The sequence below is a fragment of the Nocardioides sp. Leaf307 genome (assembly GCF_001423135.1).
GTDB classification, from domain to species: domain Bacteria; phylum Actinomycetota; class Actinomycetes; order Propionibacteriales; family Nocardioidaceae; genus Nocardioides; species Nocardioides kribbensis.
In genome coordinates this window covers 638,525-656,310 of record NZ_LMNY01000001.1, presented here as the reverse complement: position 1 = coordinate 656,310, position 17,786 = coordinate 638,525, and the positions used below count along the sequence as shown (strand labels likewise).

At 73.2% G+C, this 17,786-nt stretch carries 18 protein-coding genes; 13 read left to right on the top strand and 5 right to left on the bottom strand.

From position 1 onward, the window contains the following. Positions 1-12 precede the first annotated feature (12 nt). A complete protein-coding gene (locus ASF50_RS03055; protein ID WP_235557535.1) occupies positions 13-1,566 on the bottom strand; it encodes a metallophosphoesterase in 1,554 nt (517 codons plus the stop codon). 121 nt (positions 1,567-1,687) lie between these two features. On the opposite strand from ASF50_RS03055, the gene ASF50_RS03050 reads away from it, so the two are divergent. Next, positions 1,688-2,746 carry an aldo/keto reductase gene (locus ASF50_RS03050; RefSeq protein ID WP_056904205.1) on the top strand — a complete coding sequence of 353 codons (1,059 nt, stop codon included), beginning with the start codon at positions 1,688-1,690 and terminating at the stop codon, positions 2,744-2,746. Between the two features lie 10 nt (positions 2,747-2,756). On the opposite strand, the gene rlmB is transcribed toward ASF50_RS03050, so the two are convergent. Then, positions 2,757-3,710, bottom strand: a complete 954-nt coding sequence (rlmB, locus tag ASF50_RS03045) for a 23S rRNA (guanosine(2251)-2'-O)-methyltransferase RlmB (RefSeq protein WP_056863494.1) — start codon at positions 3,708-3,710, stop codon at positions 2,757-2,759. Next, on the bottom strand, positions 3,700-5,118 hold the full coding sequence (gene cysS / locus ASF50_RS03040) for a cysteine--tRNA ligase (RefSeq protein ID WP_056903443.1): 1,419 nt from the start codon (positions 5,116-5,118) through the stop codon (positions 3,700-3,702). The genes rlmB and cysS overlap by 11 nt, the downstream gene beginning before the upstream one ends. An 85-nt stretch (positions 5,119-5,203) precedes the next feature. On the opposite strand from cysS, the gene ASF50_RS03035 reads away from it, so the two are divergent. Further along, complete coding sequence (locus tag ASF50_RS03035; protein WP_056903442.1) at positions 5,204-6,517, top strand: C39 family peptidase; 1,314 nt, start codon at positions 5,204-5,206, stop codon at positions 6,515-6,517. Between the two features lie 4 nt (positions 6,518-6,521). Here the strand turns inward: ASF50_RS03035 and ASF50_RS03030 are convergent, their stop codons facing one another. Beyond that, the gene (locus ASF50_RS03030; protein ID WP_056903441.1) at positions 6,522-8,084 is read right to left on the bottom strand and encodes a molybdopterin-dependent oxidoreductase; all 1,563 of its coding nucleotides are present in this window, start codon (positions 8,082-8,084) and stop codon (positions 6,522-6,524) included. 31 nt (positions 8,085-8,115) lie between these two features. Here ASF50_RS03030 and ispF point away from each other — a divergent pair, with 31 nt between their 5' ends. Beyond that, positions 8,116-8,643 carry a 2-C-methyl-D-erythritol 2,4-cyclodiphosphate synthase gene (gene ispF / locus ASF50_RS03025; protein ID WP_056903440.1) on the top strand — a complete coding sequence of 176 codons (528 nt, stop codon included), beginning with the start codon at positions 8,116-8,118 and terminating at the stop codon, positions 8,641-8,643. Between the two features lie 21 nt (positions 8,644-8,664). On the opposite strand, the gene nirD is transcribed toward ispF, so the two are convergent. Continuing rightward, positions 8,665-9,036 (bottom strand): nitrite reductase small subunit NirD, encoded by a 372-nt coding sequence (nirD, locus tag ASF50_RS03020; protein ID WP_056863489.1) that lies wholly within the window; start codon positions 9,034-9,036, stop codon positions 8,665-8,667. A 208-nt stretch (positions 9,037-9,244) separates the two neighbouring features. Here nirD and ASF50_RS03015 point away from each other — a divergent pair, with 208 nt between their 5' ends. The 10 genes from ASF50_RS03015 to ASF50_RS02970 all read left to right on the top strand — a co-directional run bounded on the left by ASF50_RS03015 (position 9,245) and on the right by ASF50_RS02970 (position 17,699). Continuing rightward, positions 9,245-10,222: a thiamine pyrophosphate-dependent dehydrogenase E1 component subunit alpha gene (locus ASF50_RS03015; protein WP_200918988.1), complete on the top strand. Its 978-nt coding sequence runs from the start codon at positions 9,245-9,247 to the stop codon at positions 10,220-10,222. A gap of 43 nt (positions 10,223-10,265) precedes the next feature. Then, entirely contained in the window at positions 10,266-11,291 is a 1,026-nt protein-coding gene (locus ASF50_RS03010) for an alpha-ketoacid dehydrogenase subunit beta (RefSeq protein ID WP_056863487.1), read from the top strand. Further along, the gene (locus tag ASF50_RS03005; protein WP_056903439.1) at positions 11,291-12,595 is read left to right on the top strand and encodes a dihydrolipoamide acetyltransferase family protein; all 1,305 of its coding nucleotides are present in this window, start codon (positions 11,291-11,293) and stop codon (positions 12,593-12,595) included. Before ASF50_RS03010 ends, ASF50_RS03005 begins: the two co-directional genes overlap by 1 nt. Positions 12,596-12,798: 203 nt before the next feature. Further along, complete coding sequence (locus tag ASF50_RS03000) at positions 12,799-13,785, top strand: sugar-binding transcriptional regulator (protein ID WP_056863485.1); 987 nt, start codon at positions 12,799-12,801, stop codon at positions 13,783-13,785. A gap of 1 nt (position 13,786) precedes the next feature. Then, the gene (locus ASF50_RS02995) at positions 13,787-14,191 is read left to right on the top strand and encodes a transcriptional regulator GutM (protein ID WP_056863484.1); all 405 of its coding nucleotides are present in this window, start codon (positions 13,787-13,789) and stop codon (positions 14,189-14,191) included. 152 nt (positions 14,192-14,343) lie between these two features. Then, positions 14,344-14,970, top strand: coding sequence for a PTS glucitol/sorbitol transporter subunit IIC (locus tag ASF50_RS02990; protein WP_082500122.1), 627 nt, complete (start codon positions 14,344-14,346; stop codon positions 14,968-14,970). Further along, positions 14,967-15,563, top strand: a complete 597-nt coding sequence (locus tag ASF50_RS02985) for a PTS glucitol/sorbitol transporter subunit IIB (protein ID WP_082500121.1) — start codon at positions 14,967-14,969, stop codon at positions 15,561-15,563. The genes ASF50_RS02990 and ASF50_RS02985 overlap by 4 nt, the downstream gene beginning before the upstream one ends. A 32-nt stretch (positions 15,564-15,595) precedes the next feature. Continuing rightward, the gene (locus ASF50_RS02980) at positions 15,596-15,967 is read left to right on the top strand and encodes a hypothetical protein (RefSeq protein WP_056863483.1); all 372 of its coding nucleotides are present in this window, start codon (positions 15,596-15,598) and stop codon (positions 15,965-15,967) included. A gap of 2 nt (positions 15,968-15,969) precedes the next feature. Further along, positions 15,970-16,371 carry a PTS glucitol/sorbitol transporter subunit IIA gene (locus ASF50_RS02975; RefSeq protein ID WP_162242360.1) on the top strand — a complete coding sequence of 134 codons (402 nt, stop codon included), beginning with the start codon at positions 15,970-15,972 and terminating at the stop codon, positions 16,369-16,371. Further along, positions 16,368-17,699, top strand: coding sequence for an NAD(P)H-dependent oxidoreductase (locus ASF50_RS02970; RefSeq protein ID WP_056903437.1), 1,332 nt, complete (start codon positions 16,368-16,370; stop codon positions 17,697-17,699). Before ASF50_RS02975 ends, ASF50_RS02970 begins: the two co-directional genes overlap by 4 nt. The last annotated feature ends 87 nt before the right edge of the window (positions 17,700-17,786 follow it).

The window sequence follows — 17,786 nt, the reverse complement described above, 5'->3', positions numbered from 1 at the left end:
GGGCACCGGCCCTCACTCGGCCGCGACCAGCTCCAGCTCGGCGTAGTCGCGCACGGTGAAGGCGCCGTTGGTCTGCAGCTGCACCGACTGCACCCCGGCGGGCCGGCCGTCCTCGGCGTAGGTGACCAGCGTGACGTCGGCGGCGCGACGGATCTTGCTGCCGATCGCCAGGGCGTAGGCCGCGCCGCCGGTGGTGCCGTTGGTGACGGTGTAGCCGACCTGGTCGCCGTCGGTGGCCTCGACCCGGTCGGGCCCGCCCTGCACGTGCAGGTGCCCGCCCAGGACGAGGTCGGCGCAGCCGCGCTCGAGCACCTCGCGGGCCATGTTGGCGTCGTGGACCACGACGGTCTCGACGCGGTCCTCGGCGCCGCAGGCGGCGTCGGCCAGGCGGGTGCCGACCTCGTCGAAGGACAGTCCGGTCTCGTCGCGCCAGCTGCCCAGGCCGCTCGCGCGGGGGTCGGAGACGCCCAGCAGGTCGCCCCCGCCGGGGCCGTCGACGACCTCGCCGTCGAGCAGGGTCCAGCCACGGTCGGCGAGGTAGCGGCCCACGAAGTCGCCGTTGTCGTGGTTGCCGGTGACGGCCCAGCGGCGGTCGTCGTAGGGATCGCCTTCGAAGGCGGCGTTGAGGGAGTCGAGGGAGAAGGCCTCCCAGGGCTGGCCGGTGGAGGTGTCGTCGCCGAGGTCGAGCACCGCGCTGGCGCCGGCGGCGTCGCCGATGCCGCGGGCCACGGCGTCCATGCCGACGTTGTCGTGGCGGTCGGAGACGACGACCGCCACGGTCTCGCCCTCCGCCGGCTCGTGGAGGTCGAGGTCGGCGGCGGCCTGCGCGGCGTCGGCGTAGAAGACCCGGCTCTTGTCGTAGGTGTCGACGGCGCTGGCGACCAGACGGCTGGTCTCGTCGGTGGTGACGTCGCCGAGCACCTCGACGTCGGCCAGCTCCTCGGGCACGGGCACCCCCGGGCCGAGGAAGTCGTCGAGCGCGACCCAGCGCTGCTCGTCGGTGAGCCGGTCCTCGCGCGGCGCCCACGGCTGCCACAGCCCCGCGACCATCAGCCCCACCAGCGCCACGGCGAGCGGTCCCCGCGGCGTGCGCGCCACGCCCAGCAGCTCGCGGCGGCGGTCAGCGCCCACCAGCACCCACACCAGGAGCGGCACCAGCCCGAGCACCGCGCCCCGCAGGGCGGCGTCGACGGCCATGTCCTCGACCGCCTCGCGCAGCTTGGCCTCCAGCCCCTCGGGCTGGGCGGCGATGACGGCGTAGCGGTCGAGCAGCGCCCCGGTCGTCGTGGCGTCGGTCTTGCCGAGCCTGACGTCGATGCCGATGCGGCTGTCGGAGGCGACCCGCACGTCGGGCAGCACCGGACCGGTCCGCACGACGACCTCGCCGGTGAGGTCGGGGCGCACGACGGCGTCGTGGCTGGCCAGGTTGACCTCGCGGTCGCTGCCGAGGAAGAGCAGCACGGCGGCGAGGGCGGCCAGCACCAGCCAGGCGCCGAGGTAGCCCGCGACGACCGCGGCCGTGCTCCACGGCCGTCGCCGCGCCGGGCCGGTCTGCTCCTCGTGCACGGGGTCGGCTCCTGGAGGTCGGGGGGCTGTGCTGGTTGGCCGGGCGGCCTAGCGTGGGCCCATGGCCGCCGACACCGCAGCAGACACCGCCCCCGACAGCACGCAGCAGCCCACGCCCTCGATGTCCCAGTATCGCAGCCTGGGTCGCACCGGCATGCAGGTGAGCCCGCTGTGCCTGGGCGCGATGATGTTCGGCGCCTGGGGCGAGCCCGACCACGCCGAGTCGACGCGCATCATCCACCGCGCGCTCGACGCGGGCATCACCATCGTCGACACCGCCGACGTCTACTCCCGCGGGGAGTCGGAGGAGATCGTCGGCAAGGCGCTCTCCGGCGGGCGCCGCGACCGGGTCGTGCTGGCCACCAAGTTCCACGGCCCCATGGACGTCGACATGGGCCAGCCCGGCGGCGACCCGCTCCAGCGCGGCAACTCGCGCCGCTGGATCGTGCAGGAGGTCGAGCACAGCCTGCGCCGCCTGCGCACCGACTGGATCGACCTCTACCAGGTGCACCGCCCCGAGCGGGAGACCGACGTGGAGGAGACGCTCGCCGCCCTCACCGACCTCCAGCGGGCCGGCAAGATCCGCGCCTTCGGCTGCTCCACCTTCCCCGCCCACGAGGTGGTCGAGGCCCACTGGACCTCGGAGCGCCGCGGTCTGGGGCGCTTCGTGACCGAGCAGCCGCCGTACTCGCTGCTGGCCCGCGGCATCGAGCGCGACCTGCTCCCGGTGGCGCAGAGGTACGGCATGGGTGTGCTCCCGTGGAGCCCGCTGAACGGCGGCTGGCTCACCGGCCGCTTCCGCCAGGGCCAGGACGCCCCCGACAACCACCGCTCGCGCCTGCGCGCGGGCCAGTACGACCTCACCGACCCCGCCAACCAGCGCAAGCTGGAGGCGGTCGAGCAGCTCGCGCTGCTCGCCGAGGAGCTCGACCTGACGCTGGTGCACCTCGCCCTGGCCTTCGTGCTCCAGCACCCGGCGGTGACCGCGCCGATCATCGGCCCGCGCACCATGGAGCAGCTGGAGACCCAGCTGGGCGCCGTCGAGGTGCGGCTGACCCCCGACGTGCTCGACCGCATCGACGAGATCGTGCCGCCCGGCACCGACCTCGCCACCGCCGACCGGGGCTACGTGCCGCCCTCGCTGGAGGACCCGTTCCTGCGTCGGCGGCGCACCGCCTGACCCGCCTGGGTCAGGCGCGCGCCCGGGCGATGGCGTAGAGGGTGACCGAGGCGGCGACGCCGGCGTTGAGCGACTCCACCTGGTTGGCCATGGGGATCGACACCAGCTGGTCGCAGGTCTCCGACACCAGGCGCGAGAGGCCGTTGCCCTCCGAGCCCACCACGACGACCAGCGGGCCGTCGGCCAGGTCGAGCTCGGGCAGGGTGACGTCGCCGTCGGCGGCCAGGCCGATGACCATGCAGCCGGCGTCCTGGTAGGCCTTGAGCTGGCGCACGAGGTTGACCGTCTGGGCCACCGGGATGCGCGCTGCGGCGCCCGCGCTGGTCTTCCACGCCGAGGCGGTCATGCCGGCGGCGCGGCGCTCGGGGATGACGACGCCGTGCGCGCCGAAGCCGGCCGCGCTGCGCACGACGGCCCCGAGGTTGCGGGGGTCGGTGACCTGGTCGAGCACCACGATGAGCGGCTTCTCGCCGGCCTCCTCGGCGCGGTCGAGCAGGTCGTCGGCGTGGGCGTACTCGTAGGCCGGGATCTTCGCGGCCAGGCCCTGGTGGACCGCGCCGGCGGTGAGGCGGTCGAGCTCCTGGCGGCCCACCTCGAGCAGGCTGATGCCCTTGTCCGCGGCCAGGGCGAAGGCCTCGCGCAGCCGCCCGTCGCGCTCGGCACCCTCGGCGACGTAGACGCCGGTGACCGGCACGCCCTCGCGCAGCGCCTCGACCACCGAGTTGCGCCCGGCGATCCACTCGATGTCGGTCGAGCCGGTGCGTCGCCGCTTCTGCGGGGTGCGCTCGGCCGACTTCTCGGCGCGCTTCTTGGCCTTGTGGGCCTGGTGGTAGGGCCGGTCGGTGGCCTTGGGCGTGGGGCCGCGACCCTCCAGGCCGCGGCGGACCCGCCCGCCGGAGCCGGCGGTGGGGTTGCCCTTGCCGGTCTTCTTGATCGCGCCCTTGCGCTGGGAATTACCGGGCATCGGTCAGGCTCCACTTCGGTCCGTCGGGGGTGTCCTCGATCGCGATGCCGGCGTCCTTGAGCCGGTCGCGCAGCGCGTCGGCCGTGGGCCAGTCCTTGGCGGCCCGGGCCGCGTCGCGCTGCTGGAGGAGGCCGGCGACGAGGACGTCGACGGCATGGGTGAGCTGGTCGTCGGCGCCCGCGGCCGGACCCCAGGCGGGGTCGGCGGGGTCGAGGCCGAGCACGCCGAGCATGGCGCGCACCCCGCCCGCGAGCTCCCGGGCGCCGGCGTGGTCGCCCGCGGCGAGCAGGCGGTTGCCCTCGCGCACGGCGTCGTAGAGCACGGCCACCGCCGCCGGGGTGCCGAGGTCGTCGTCCATCGCCGCGACGAAGGCCGCGGGCAGGGCGTCGGCGGGCTCGACCGGACCGCCGGCGGCGGCGACGCGGTCGAGGAGGCCCTCGATGCGCCGGAAGCCCTGGGCGGCCTCGTCGAGCGCCTCGAAGCTGAACTCCACGTGGCTGCGGTAGTGGGCGGCCACGAGGTAGAACCGCAGCTCCACCCCACGCACGCGCTGGAGCACCGAGGGGATGGAGAGGGTGTTGCCCAGCGACTTGCTCATCTTCTCGCCGGCGGTGGTGATCCACGCGTTGTGCAGCCAGTACGACGCGAACGCGTGACCGGCCGCGCGGGACTGGGCCTGCTCGTTCTCGTGGTGGGGGAAGCGGAGGTCGACGCCGCCGCCGTGGATGTCGAAGGCGGGGCCGAGGTACTTGCCGGCCATCGCGGAGCACTCGATGTGCCAGCCCGGCCGGCCGCGGCCCCACGGGCTGGGCCACGACGCGGTCTCGGGCTCGGTGGTCTTGCGGCCCTTCCACAGCGCGAAGTCGCGGGGGTCGCGCTTGCCGCGGGGGTCGGCGTCCTCGGCGGCCTCCATGTCGTCGATGCCCTGGCGCGTCAGCTCGCCGTAGGACGGCCACGACCGCACGTCGAAGTAGACGTCGCCCGAGCCGTCGGCGGCGGCGTAGGCGTGGCCGCGCTCCACCAGCGCGCCGATCAGCTCGACCATCTCCGGCACGTGGCCGGTGGCGGCGGGCTCGTAGGTCGGCGGGGCGACGTTGAGCGCGGCGTAGGCGCGGTCGAGCTCGCGGTGCATCGCGTAGGCCAGATTGAACCAGGGCCGGCCCTGGTCGGCGGCCTTGGTGAGGATCTTGTCGTCGATGTCGGTGACGTTGCGGATGAAGGTGACGTCGTAGCCGCTGTGGCGCAGCCAGCGCTGGAGCACGTCGAAGTTCACCCCCGAGCGCACGTGGCCGACGTGCGGCTCCGACTGCACGGTGAGACCGCAGAGGTAGAGACCCGCCCGACCCTCGACGAGGGGGACGAAGTCGCGCACCTCGCGCGTCGCGGTGTCGTAGAGCCTGAGCGTCACGGGCCCAGTCTAGGAGCGCGGGGCCCCGCCCGGCGCATCCCCGGATCCTGTGACTGCTGTGACGGGAGTGACTTATCGTGGCGGCATGCGTCCTCCCCGCCGTCCCGCCGCCTCCCGCCTGCTCGGCGCCCTGCTCGGCGCCGCCCTCGTCGCGCCGCTGGCCCCCGCGACCGCCGCGACCGGCTCCGCGTCGGCGGACCCGGCGCCGGCCGAGCGGCGCGCCAGCACCCGGCAGGTCGACCAGACCCGCTTCGAGGGCGCGAAGGCCTTCCGCGCGGGACAGCTGGCCGGCACCCGCGTCGCCCGCGACCGCGTCTTCCTCGGCGAGCCCGTGGCCACCCGCGGCTACGACGGGCGCACCTACGACGTGGGCCGCTGGACCGGCCGCTGGGTCGAGCCGGGCTTCGGCCTGACCCAGCTCGTGGCCTCGTGGGAGGCGCGCACCCCCGGCGACAGCTGGGTCGAGGTCGAGGTCCGCGGCCGCGGCCCCGCCGGGAGGGTGACCGGCTGGGACACCCTCGGCCGCTGGGCCGCCGACGACCGCTTCGTCCAGCGCACCACCGTCTCCGGCCAGGACGACGACGACACCTCCGTCGACGTCGACACCTGGAAGGTGGGCGGCACGGCCGGCATGGCGGCCTGGCAGGTGCGGGTCTCGCTGATGCGGCGAGCGGGCGCGTCGACCAAGGCGCCGTCCTTCGGCTCGGTCGGGGCGATGTCCTCGCGGCTGCCCACCGGCGACGTCACCACCTCCAGGCCCGGCGTGGCCCGCGGCGTGGTGCTCGACGTGCCCCGCTACTCCCAGATGATCCACCAGGGCCACTACCCGCAGTGGGGCGGCGGCGGCGAGGCGTGGTGCTCCCCCACCTCGACCTCGATGGTCCTGGCCTACTACGACGCCCTGCCCTCCCCCGGCTCCTACTCCTGGGTCGGCGAGGGCCACGTCGACCCGTGGGTCGACGCCGCCGCCCGCAGCACCTACGACCACGCCTACGACGGCACCGGCAACTGGCCCTTCAACACCGCCTTCGCCGCGCTGCACACCACCTCGCCCGAGGGCGGCGGCGCCTTCGTGACCCGGCTGCGCTCGCTGCGCGAGGCCGAGCTGATGATCAAGGCGGGCATCCCGGTGATCGCCTCGATCTCCTTCGGCTCCGGCGAGCTCTCGGGCGCGCCGATCTCGGCCTCCAACGGCCACCTGCTGGTCATCGTGGGCTTCACCGCCTCGGGCGACGTGGTGGTCAACGACCCCGCCGCCCGCGACCGCACCGGCGTGCGCCGCACCTACGACCGCGGACAGTTCGAGGACGCCTGGCTGCCCACCTCCGGCGGGCTGGCCTACCTCGTCACCGACGCCGAGCACCCCCTGCCCGCGCCGCGCGAGCACACCAACTGGTGACGCCCTAGGCGGAGGCGGTGAAGTCGCGGGCGTCGAGGCCGGTGGCCCCGTCGGGCAGCACGTCGCGCTCGACGGCGGTCTGCACGAGGCCGTCGGCGTCGGTGGCCCGCACCCGCACGAGGTGGTCGCCGGGCTCGACCTCGGCCGTGCCCGTCCACTGCACCCAGGTGTCGTCGCTCGGCACCCGGCCCAGCTCGGCGGGCAGCCACGGTCCGCCGTCGACGCTGAACTCCACCGCCGAGATGCCGGTGTGCTGCGACCAGGCGACGCCGCCGAAGCGGACCTCGCCGGCGGCGACCTCGGCCCCGGAGGCGGGCACGTCGACGCGCGAGGACATCTTCACGGGGCCCATCTCGCCCCAGCCGCGCTGGGTCCAGTAGGCGTCGACGTCCTCGAAGCGGGTGACCTCGTAGTCGACGACCCACTTCGTGCCCGAGACGTAGCCGTAGAGCCCGGGCACGATCGTGCGCACGGGGAAACCGTGGTCGATGGGCAGCGGCTTGCCGTTCATGGCCACCGCGAGCATCGCGTCGCGCCCGTCGGTGAGGGCCGCCAGCGGGGTCGAGCAGTTCCAGCCGTCCTCCGAGGTCTGGAGCACGCAGTCGGCACCGTCCTGGACCCCGGCGCGCTCGAGCAGGTCGGCGACGCGCACCCCGCTCCACCAGGCGTTGCCGATGAGCGTGCCGCCGACCGGGTTGGACACGCAGTTCAGGGTGATCCAGGCCTCGGTGGTCTCTCTGTCGAGCAGGTCCTGGTAGGTCACGACGACCTCGCGGTCGACCATCCCGTGGATGCGCAGCGACCAGTCGACCGGCTCGATGGTCGGCACCACGATGGCGGTGTGGATGAGGTAGAAGTCGTCGTTCGGGGTCATCCACGACGAGATGCCCTCCACCGGCAGCCGCGCCCCGGTCGGCAGCGTCGGCTCCGTGACGCCGTCGAGCTTCAGCAGCCGCCGGGTCTCCTCCACGTGGCGTCGCCCGGAGCCGAGGACGCGCCCGGCCACGCCGAGCACGACACCGACGCCGGCGATCAGCCCCGCCCGCAGCAGGAACGTACGCCGCGTCGCGCGGTCGGCGCCCTGCGCGACCGGGTCGGTGCCGTCGACCTCGGCGGCCGCTGCCGTGAGCCGCTCGGCGCGGCGCAGCGGCTCGGTGAGCAGCGAGAGGCACACCACCCAGGTGACGTAGCCGACCGCGACGGGCACCAGGTCGATCGAGCCGGCGCTGCGCTGGAGCAGCACCGCGGTCGCGGCGAGCGCCGCGAGCAGCGAGTAGACGAGCACCGGCGCCCACCAGCGGGTGCGCGCCAGGCGACCCGTGCCCCAGAAGAGCCACGAGACCAGCAGCAGGATGACGAGCACCAGGAAGGGCTTGTCGAAGGTGCCCAGGAAGCGGATGGCCCGCTCGGCCACCGGGCCGGGCGTGAGGCGGATGACCAGCTCCGCGATCGCCACGACCGGCGACTCGCGGATGGTCATGAGCATCGCCGCCGCGTAGCTGGTCAGCAGGCCGGCCCAGCCGGCGACGAGGCCGGCCGGGGGCCAGAGGTCACGGGGGCGTTCCACCTCTTGATTGTGGCTCAGGCATCATCATCGCGTGCACGAACCCCCGTCAGGACCCCGCGTCGGCATCGGCACCGACGTCCACCGGCTCGTCGAGGGCCGCGCGATGCACCTGGCCGGGCTGTCCTGGCCCGAGGAGACCCACGGGCTGGAGGGCCACTCCGACGCCGACGTCGCCGCCCACGCCTGCTGCGACGCGCTGCTCTCGGCGGCCGGGATCGGCGACCTCGGCTCCCACTTCGGCACCGCGGAGCCCGCCTGGGCCGGCGCCTCGGGGGCCACGCTGCTCGCCGAGACCGCGCGACGGGTCCGCGAGGCCGGCTTCACCATCACCCACGTCGCCGTGCAGGTCATCGGCAACCGGCCCAAGGTCGGCCCGCGCCGTGCCGAGGCCCAGGCCGCGCTCGGCGCCGCCGTGGGCGCGCCGGTGTCGGTCTCGGCCACCACCACCGACGGCCTCGGCCTCACCGGGCGCGGCGAGGGCGTCGCGGCCGTCGCCACCGCGCTGCTGCAGGCGCTGGGCGAGGAGACGACACCACGGACCGCCCACCAGCAGGAGTGACCCCGGGCCGCGGCGGCCGGATCAGGCGGCGTCGACCTTGCGGTGCCCGACGTGCACGACGCCGTCGAGCACCTTGACGCAGTAGACCGGCACCGAGACCCCGAGGTCGTCGAGGCAGCGGCCGGTGCGCAGGTCGAAGGCGTGCTTGTGCGCCGGGGAGGCCACGAAGGGCACCCCGGAGCGCTGACCCACGATCCCGCGGGCGAGCACCGAGGCCTTGGCGAACGGGTCGTGGTTGCCGAGGGCGTAGACGGTGTCGTCGGCGCGCCGGAACAGCGCGACGGCCTGGCCGTGGACCAGCGCGGTGGCGCCACGGTCGACCTCCAGGTCCACGACGCGGCAGACCGGCTGCCACTCGTCCTGGCTGGCTGCGCGTGCCGGACGCGGGGTCATCCGCGCCCTCCGGCGGGCCGAGTCATCGCCATGGAGGTGCCTCCTTCACCCGGTCGACGCTAGGTCTGGCGTGTTCGGTGCCGGTTTCGCCGTGTTACGGGCGTGAAAACCCTTCCTGCGCGGCGACCTCTTGTGGGCGGTGACCTGGGTCACCTACAGTCTGAACATCCGTGACTGACATATGCACATATGTGCAAAGGAGCCTCCTGTGACCTCTGCCCCTCTCGCCGACGCCGGACGCGCGCGTCACGCGCTGCTGACCATGTGGACCATCCGCCGCTTCGAGGAGGCGGTCGACGACCTCTTCGCTCGCGGGCTCATGCACGGCACGATGCACCTCTCGATCGGCCAGGAGGCGTCGGCTACCGGCGCCTGCATGGCCCTGCGCAGCGACGACGCCATCACCTCCACCCACCGCGGGCACGGACACTGCATCGGCAAGGGGGCCGATCTGACGCGGATGATGGCCGAGCTCCTGGCCAAGGAGACCGGTTACTGCCGTGGTCGGGGCGGCTCCATGCACATCGCCGACGTCGCCACCGGCAACCTCGGCGCCAACGGCATCGTCGCGGGCGGCATCCCGATCGCCACGGGCGCCGCGCTGGCCTACCAGCTGCGCGGCGAGGACCGCGTGGTGGCCTGCTTCTTCGGCGACGGCGCGGCCAACGAGGGCGCCTTCCACGAGGCGGTCAACCTGGCGGCCATCTGGAAGCTGCCGGTGGTCTTCATCTGCGAGAACAACAAGTACGGCATGTCCTTCTCCACGGAGAAGTCGATGGCGGTCGCGCACGTCGCCGACCGTGCCTCGGCCTACGGCATCCCGGGCGTCACGGTCGACGGCAACGACGTCGAGGCGGTCCACGCCGCGGTCGCCGACGCGGTCGCCCGGGCCCGCTCGGGCGCGGGACCCACCCTGGTCGAGAACGTCACGTACCGGTGGAAGGGCCACTCCAAGTCCGACAAGAACCTCTACCGGACCAAGGAGGAGATCGCCGAGTGGCGGGCCCTGGACCCGATCGTGCGGTTCGAGGCCGTCGTCCAGGAGCGCGGGCTCCTCGACGAGGCCGCCGTGCAGGCCGTGCGCGACGAGGCCATGCAGGCCATGCGCGAGGCCGTGCGTGCCGCCAACGCCGCACCCGACGCCGACCCCTCCGACCTCCTCGACGCCGTCTTCGCCCCGGCCTGACCCGCCGCGGCCCACCCGACCCCACCGCACAGGAGCAACGACCATGACCAGCACCACCCTCGACCCGGGCGCACCGACCGCCGGCGAGCGCGACCTCACCTACTCCGAAGCCGTGCGCGAGGCGATCGGCCAGGCCATGGAGGCCGACGACCGCGTCTTCATGCTCGGCGAGGACATCGGCGTCTACGGCGGAGCCTTCGGCGTGAGCGGCGACCTCTTCCACCGCTTCGGCGGCGAGCGCATCCGCGACACGCCCATCTCCGAGCTCGGCATCGTCGGCGCCGCCGTCGGCGCCGCACTGGCCGGCATGCGTCCGATCGTCGAGATCCAGTTCTCCGACTTCACCAACCAGGCGATGGACCAGATCGTCAACCAGGCCGCCAAGATCCACTTCATGCTCGGGGGCGCGGCGAGCGTGCCGATGGTGCTGCGAGCCCCTCTCGGCTCCGGCACAGGCGCCGCCGCCCAGCACTCCCAGAGCCTCGAGGCGTGGTTCGCGCACGTGCCGGGCCTGAAGGTGGTCATGCCGGCCACCCCCGCCGACGCCAAGGGCCTGCTGCTCTCGGCCATCGACGACCCCAACCCGGTCATCTTCCTCGAGCACAAGCTCCTCTACCGCACGTCGGGGCCGGTCCCCGTCGAGCCGCTCCGCGTCCCGCTCGGACGGACGGCGGTGCACCGCAGGGGCGCCGACCTCACCGTCGTGGCCACCGGCGTGATGGTCTCCCGGGCCCTCGACGCCGCCGCCGTCCTGGCCGACGAGGGCGTGGACGTCTCCGTGCTCGACCCGCGGACCCTCACCCCGCTCGACGACGCCCCGATCCTCGAGGACGTCTCCCGGACCGGGCGCGCCCTGCTCGTGCAGGAGGCGCCGGGCCATGCCGGCTTCACCGCGGAGATCGCCGCCCGCATCACCGAGTCCCCGACGCTCTACCGCCTCCTCGCTCCCGTGCGCCGCCTCAGCGGCCTCGACGCCCCCATCCCCTACGCGCCACAGCTGGAGCGCGCCTCCGTGCCACAGGTCGACGACATCGTCGACGCGGCCCTGACGCTCATGAAGGAGTCCTGATGGCACGACTGGCCATCCGCATGCCCAAGATGTCGATGACCATGACCGAGGGCGAGGTCTCGTCCTGGATGGTCAAGGTCGGCGACGTCGTCGAGACCGGCGATGTCGTGTGCGAGGTCATGACCGACAAGGTCGACATGGAGGTCGAGAGCACCGTCTCCGGCACCCTGGTCGAGATCGTGGTCGAGACCGGCCTGGTCGACGTGGGCGAGCCGATCGCCTGGGTCGAGGGAGAGGATGACGGCGGCGCCTTCGGCGACCTCCTGTCCGAGCCGGACCCGGAGCCCGAGCCGGTCACCCCCTCGACGGACCCCGGCGACCTGGGCGTCCCGGACACCGAGGCCCCCTCGACCACGCTAGCCGCGGAGACCCGGGCCCCGCTCGCCCCGCCCGAGGCGGACCAGGGAGCGTCTGCCGGACCGGCCGCCGCGGTCCCGCGGGCGCGCGCCCTGGCCCGGCAGCACGGCATCGACCTCGGCGCCGTCACCGGCACCGGGCCCGAGGGCCTCGTGCGCGTCGGCGACATCGAGGCCCTCGTCGCCTCGGCGGCGGACTCCCCCGCGGCCCCGACGCCCGCCACGCCCGCCGTGACCGCCGTGACCGCCGGGCCCGCACCCGCGGCCCCCCGGGCGCCGAGCACGACCGACGCGGCCTCTCGGCCGGCCAAGGCCCCGCAGGACCGGCGTACGGCGATCCGGGTCGCCGTGGCCCGCGCGATGGCCCCGAGCGCGGCGGTGCCGCAGTTCACCGTGTGGCGCGAGCTGCGACTCGACGCCGCCGACGCTCGCCGCGGGCGGCTGTCCTGGACCACCGTGCTGCTGCGTGCCTACGCCGCATCGCTGCGCGAGGTGCCCGAGCTGCTCAGCCGGTGGGAGGACGGTCGGCCCGGCCCCTCCACGCCGCCGTCGATCGCGCTGGCCGTGGCCACCGACCGCGGACTGCTGGTCCCGACGTTCACCGAGCCCGACGTCGACACCGCCGCGGATCTCGACGGCGAGATCCGCGCCGTCGTCACCTCCGCCCACGCCGGACGCCTCGACCCGAGCTACATGGGGGTGGCCAACGCCTCGCTCTCCAATCTCGGAGGCATGGGCGTCGACCGCTTCCAGGCACTGCTCACCCCGCCACAGGCGAGCGTGCTCAGCCTCGGCGGCATCGCACAGCGTCCGGTCGCCGTGCCCGGCGGCGTCGGACTGGCCCTGACCCTCCACGCAGGCCTGACGGTCGACCACCGGGTGGCCGACGGGGCGCACGCCGCGCAGCTGCTCGAGAGGATCCAGCACCGGCTCGACGGCGCACTCTGAGACCGCCGCTGGCGCGACCGCCCGACCCGGGCGGTCGCGCCCTCGGTCGCGCCCACGCCCGGATCCCCCCGCCCCGCGGCCCGTTTCCTGCCGACCGCGCCCGACCGTTCCCAAGATGATCACGTTCGACCCTTGACGTGACCCGGCTCACACGCTTACATGATCGAGCACATATGTGATCGACCTTCCGCACAGAGGTGAACATGCCCACTCCCCGCGATCCCGCGATGCTGCTCGCCGCAGCCCGGATGTACTACGTCCAGGGCCGCTCGCAGGCGCAGGTCGCAGACGCCCTGGGCACGAGCCGGTCCAACGTGTCGCGCATGCTCACCGAGGCGCAGAACCAGGGCATCGTCGAGATCCGCATCAACGACCCCGAGGGACGCGTCCACGACCTCGAGGACGAGTTGCGCGACCGGTTCGGTCTGCGTGACGTGCGTGTGGCCCACGCCGGCCTCGTGGCGGGTCTGCGCATCGAGGACCAGGTCGGCACCCAGGCGGCGCGCCTGCTGCTGGACAACCTCAAGGACGCCATGACCGTGGCCCTCTCGTGGGGCCAGGCCCTGCAGGCCATGGTCTACGCGACGACCGCCCAGACCGAGCACCACCGCCTCTCCCTCGTCCAGCTCGTCGGAGGCCTGTCATCGATCAGCAACGAGATCAGCGGGCAGGAGCTGGTCCGCGAGCTCGCCGTGCGTCTCGGTGCCGAGTACCGGTTCCTGCACGCCCCGGCGACCCTCGAGACGCGACGCTCACGCGACGCGCTGCTCGGCGAGTCCTCGATCGCCGACGCGCTCACCGAGGCCGCCCGGGCCGACCTCGCGCTGGTGGGCATCGGCACCCCGACCCACGGGTCGTCGTCGGCGATCCTGGAGTCCCTGAACCTCGCCCCGGCCGAGCTCGACGCCTTCTGGGCCGCGGGCCCGGTCGGTGACGTCGCCGCGCGCTACTACGACGCCGAGGGCCGACCGATCCAGGGCGCGGTCGACGACCGCGTCCTCGGTGTGGACCTGCCCACGCTCCTCGAGATCCCCCACGTCGTGGGCGTCACCTGGGGCCGGGCCAAGATCCCCGGCGTCCTGGGAGCACTGCGCGGCCACCTCATCGACTCGCTCGTCTGCGACGAGACCCTCGCGCGCGGCCTCATCAGTGCCGCACGCACCCGCCCCGACAGCACCGGAGGTGCCTGAGATGCCCGCTTCATGGATCCTCGTCCTCGCCGCCGTCGTCGCCGGTTGGGCCGTGCAGCTGCTGCTCGCCTACAAGCAGTCGATGGCCTTCAACGCCGCCGTGCGGGACCTGCGCCGCTCGGGCACGGTGAGCGTCGGCGCGGCCGGTCGGCGCTACCGCGGCGGCCGCGCCTTCGTCGCGCTCGCCGTCGACGAGCACGGCATCATCCGCGAGGCACTGACGCTGCGCGGCTTCACCACCTTCGCCCGGGCCCGACCGGTGCCCGCGCTGATCGACGCCAGGACCAACCACGTCCTCGGCGACAAGGACTTCCCCACGCTCTCCACACAGCAGCGCGACGCGGCCCGCCAGGCCGTCGAGCTCCTGCGGGCGCGGGACAGGACGGCGGCTCGGGCCACGGCCTAGCAGCACCACTCTCACCGGACCCGGGGTGGAGCCCGGAGCCGGCGAGAGGCACCTCGGTCGAGCGGGCCCACCCGCCGACCACACACACGATGCCGGGCAAGCATCACCGACTGGCCCTCCTGAGGGAGGCCTACTCGACGAGGAGTTCCATCATGCCATTCACCTTCACGGCCGCGGCCCTGCTGCCGCTCGCCGCCGATCCCCAGATCGAGGAGCCGTCCGGCGTCTTCGGCGCGCTGGCCCACGGCGCCGAGTGGTTCATCGGGCTGTTCCAGGCGGGCGGCGAGGTCTTCGTCGGCCTCGTCACCGGCATCCTGCCGACCCTGATCGTCCTGCTGACCGCGGTCAACGCCCTCATCCGCTGGATCGGGCCCGAGCGCATCGACAAGCTCGGCGAGTACGCCGCGCGGCCGGGTGTCCAGTGGTACCCGGTCCGCTACCTGCTGTTCCCCATGCTGTCGGTCTTCTTCCTCACCAACCCCATGTGCTACACGATGGGGCGCTTCCTGCCCGAGCGCTACAAGCCGGCCTTCTACGACTCGGCCGTCAGCTTCGTGCACCCGATCACCGGCATCTTCCCGCACGCCAACGCCGGTGAGCTGTTCGTCTACCTCGGCATCGCCGCCGGCATCACCACCCTGGGGCTCGGCACCAGCGACCTCGCGGTCCGCTACCTGCTGGTCGGCCTCGTGGTGATCCTGATCCGCGGCATCCTGACCGAGCTCATCACCGCCCGGATGCTCTCGCGCCGCGGCACCACCCAGGAGGTCGCGGCATGAGCACCACCACCCCCACCCCGAACAAGGGCGGCTCGGGCAAGAGCGTCGATGCCGTGAACCGCGCCCTGGTCGGTGTCGGCAAGTCCGTCGGCGGAGTCGTCAACACGCTCTACCAGTCGGGTCGCGACACGATCGAGACCGTCATCCGCAACATCCTGCCGTTCATCGCCTTCATCGCGGTGCTGATCGGCATCATCCAGGAGTCAGGACTCGGCGACCTGCTGGCCCACCTCGTGGAGCCGCTGGCCGGCAACCTGCTCGGCCTGCTCGCGATCAGCGTCTTCTGCTCGATCCCGATCCTCTCCCCCGTCCTGGGCCCGGGAGCCGTCATCGCCCAGGTCGTCGGGGTCATCCTCGGCACGCGCATCGGCGAGGGCGACATCCCGCCGCAGTACGCGCTTCCGGCGCTGTTCGCGATCGACCCGCAGGTCGGGTGCGACTTCATCCCCGTCGGTCTCGCCCTCGGCGAGGCGGAGCCGGAGACCGTCGAGGTGGGCGTACCCGCCGTGCTGATCTCACGCCTGGTGACGGGTCCGCTGTCGGTCGTCATCGCCTACTTCGCCAGCTTCGGCCTCTACAGCGCCTCGAGCTGACCCACCACCCCCACCAACACACAAGGACAACCATGAGCGACTACAAGTCCGTCAAGGTCAGCAAGGGCCGGGGAGGATGGGGAGGGCCCCTCACCATCACGCCCACCAGCGAGAAGCCCCTCATCGCCTCCATCACCGGCGGCGGGATCCACCCGGTGGCCCAGCGCATCGCCGAGCTCACCGGCGGCGAGGCCTTCGACGGCTTCAAGAGCTCGGCGCCCTTCGACAAGATCGCGGTCGCCGTCATCGACTGCGGCGGGACGGCGCGGGTCGGGGTCTACCCGATGAAGAAGGTCAAGACGGTCGACATCCACGCCACGAGCCCGGCCGGGCCGCTCGCGCAGTTCATCACCGAGGACCTCTTCGTCTCGGGCGTCAAGACCGAGGACGTGCAGGAGTCATGACGGTGACCAGCCCCGCGACCACGACGGTCTACGAGTCGGTCGTGACCCAGGTCGGCGACCAGGTGGAAGCCTTCCTGGCCCACGGTCTCCTCATCTTCTTCGCCGACGGCTCTCCCGCCGAGCTCCACGACATCTCCGTGCTGCACACGGCGAGCACCGCGGTCGACGGGCCCCGCCCCGGCGACACGGTGCACATCGGCGACACCTCCCTGGAGGTCCTCGCCGTCGGTGACGTCGTCGGCGACAACCTGCTCAACCTGGGTCACCTCGACCTCAAGGCCGACGGACGCAGCCAGGCCAAGCTGCCCGGCGACGTCTGCGTGCGCAAGGGCGACCTGCCCCTGCTCGCGGTCGGCGACACGTTCCGCATCACCCGCACCGCGGGAGAGGAAGGCAGCCCATGAGCTACCGAGACAGGCTCCAGCTCCGCCTGGAGGAGACAGGACGCCCGCTGCGCATCGGCCTCGTCGGCGCGGGTCAGATGGGTCGCGGCTTCGCCGCCCAGCTGCTGCGCATGCCCGGCATCACGCTGTCCGCCGTGGTCGACGTCCAGCACGAGCGTGCGGTGGAAGCCCTCACCCAGGCGGGGATCACCCCCGTCGAGACGCTCGGGCCCGACGACGCGGCCCGAGTGGTCGAGGCCGGCGGCAGCGTCGCTCTCACCCGTCCCGAGGACCTCGGCTCCCTGCCCCTGGACGTCGTGGTCGAGGCCACCGGCGTGCCCGAGGTGGCCGTCAACGTCGCGGTCCAGGCGCTGGCAGCGGGGATCAACGTCGCCACCCTGACGGTGGAGGCCGACGTCACCGTCGGCCGCTACCTGACCCACCTCGCGGGCCAGTCCGGTGCCGTCTACTCTGTGTGCCGGGGCGACGAGCCGGTGGAGACCAAGATCCTGGTCGACTACGCACGCGACCTGAACTTCGAGGTCATCTGCGCCGGCAAGGGCAAGAACAACCCGCTCGACCCGTACGCGACCCCCGAGTCGCTGGCCGAGCGCGCCGGGACGAAGCAGATGAACCCGAAGATGCTCACCAGCTTCGTCGACGGGTCGAAGGCCATGATCGAGATGGCGTCGCTGGCCAACACCACCGGTCTGGGGGTCAGCACCCGCGGCATGCACGGCCCGCCGTCGACCGTGCCGACCCTCCACGAGACGTTCTCCCTCGTCGAGGACGGCGGCGTCCTGGAGAAGGCCGGGGTCGTCGACTACTGCACCGGCCCGGTCGCACCGGGCGTCTTCGTCGTCATCCGCACCGAGGACCCCTACGTCCACCACGAGATGAGCTACCTGCAGATGGGCGACGGGCCCTACTTCGCCCTCTACCGGCCCTACCACCTGGCGAGCATCGAGGCGCCGCTCACCGTCTACGAGATGGTGCTCGACGGGCGTGCCAGCCTCACCACGGAGCACTGGACCGCGGAGGTGGGCGCGCAGACGAAGCGGGCCATGTCGGCCGGTGAGCGGATCGACGGCATCGGCGGCGCGACCGTGCGGGGCATGATCGATCCCGCGGAGGACTTCGCACGGGAGGGACTGGTCCCGCTCGGGGTGCTGTCGGGTGCCGTGCTGACCCGCGACGTCCCTGTCGACCATGTCCTCACCTACGACGACGTGGCCCTCGAGGAGTCCTCGCTCATCGTGCGGATGCGACGCATCCAGGAGGCGATGGACACCCCTGGAGCCGAGGTCCCGGCGCTGGGCGACCTGCAGCGACGGCTCGTCGCGGGCTGAGCAGACCCACCCGGCACGACGTCCGGGCGGATCGGGAGGAGGACGACGTGACCGCTACGCTCCGTGCGTGCGACCACGCCCCTCCCG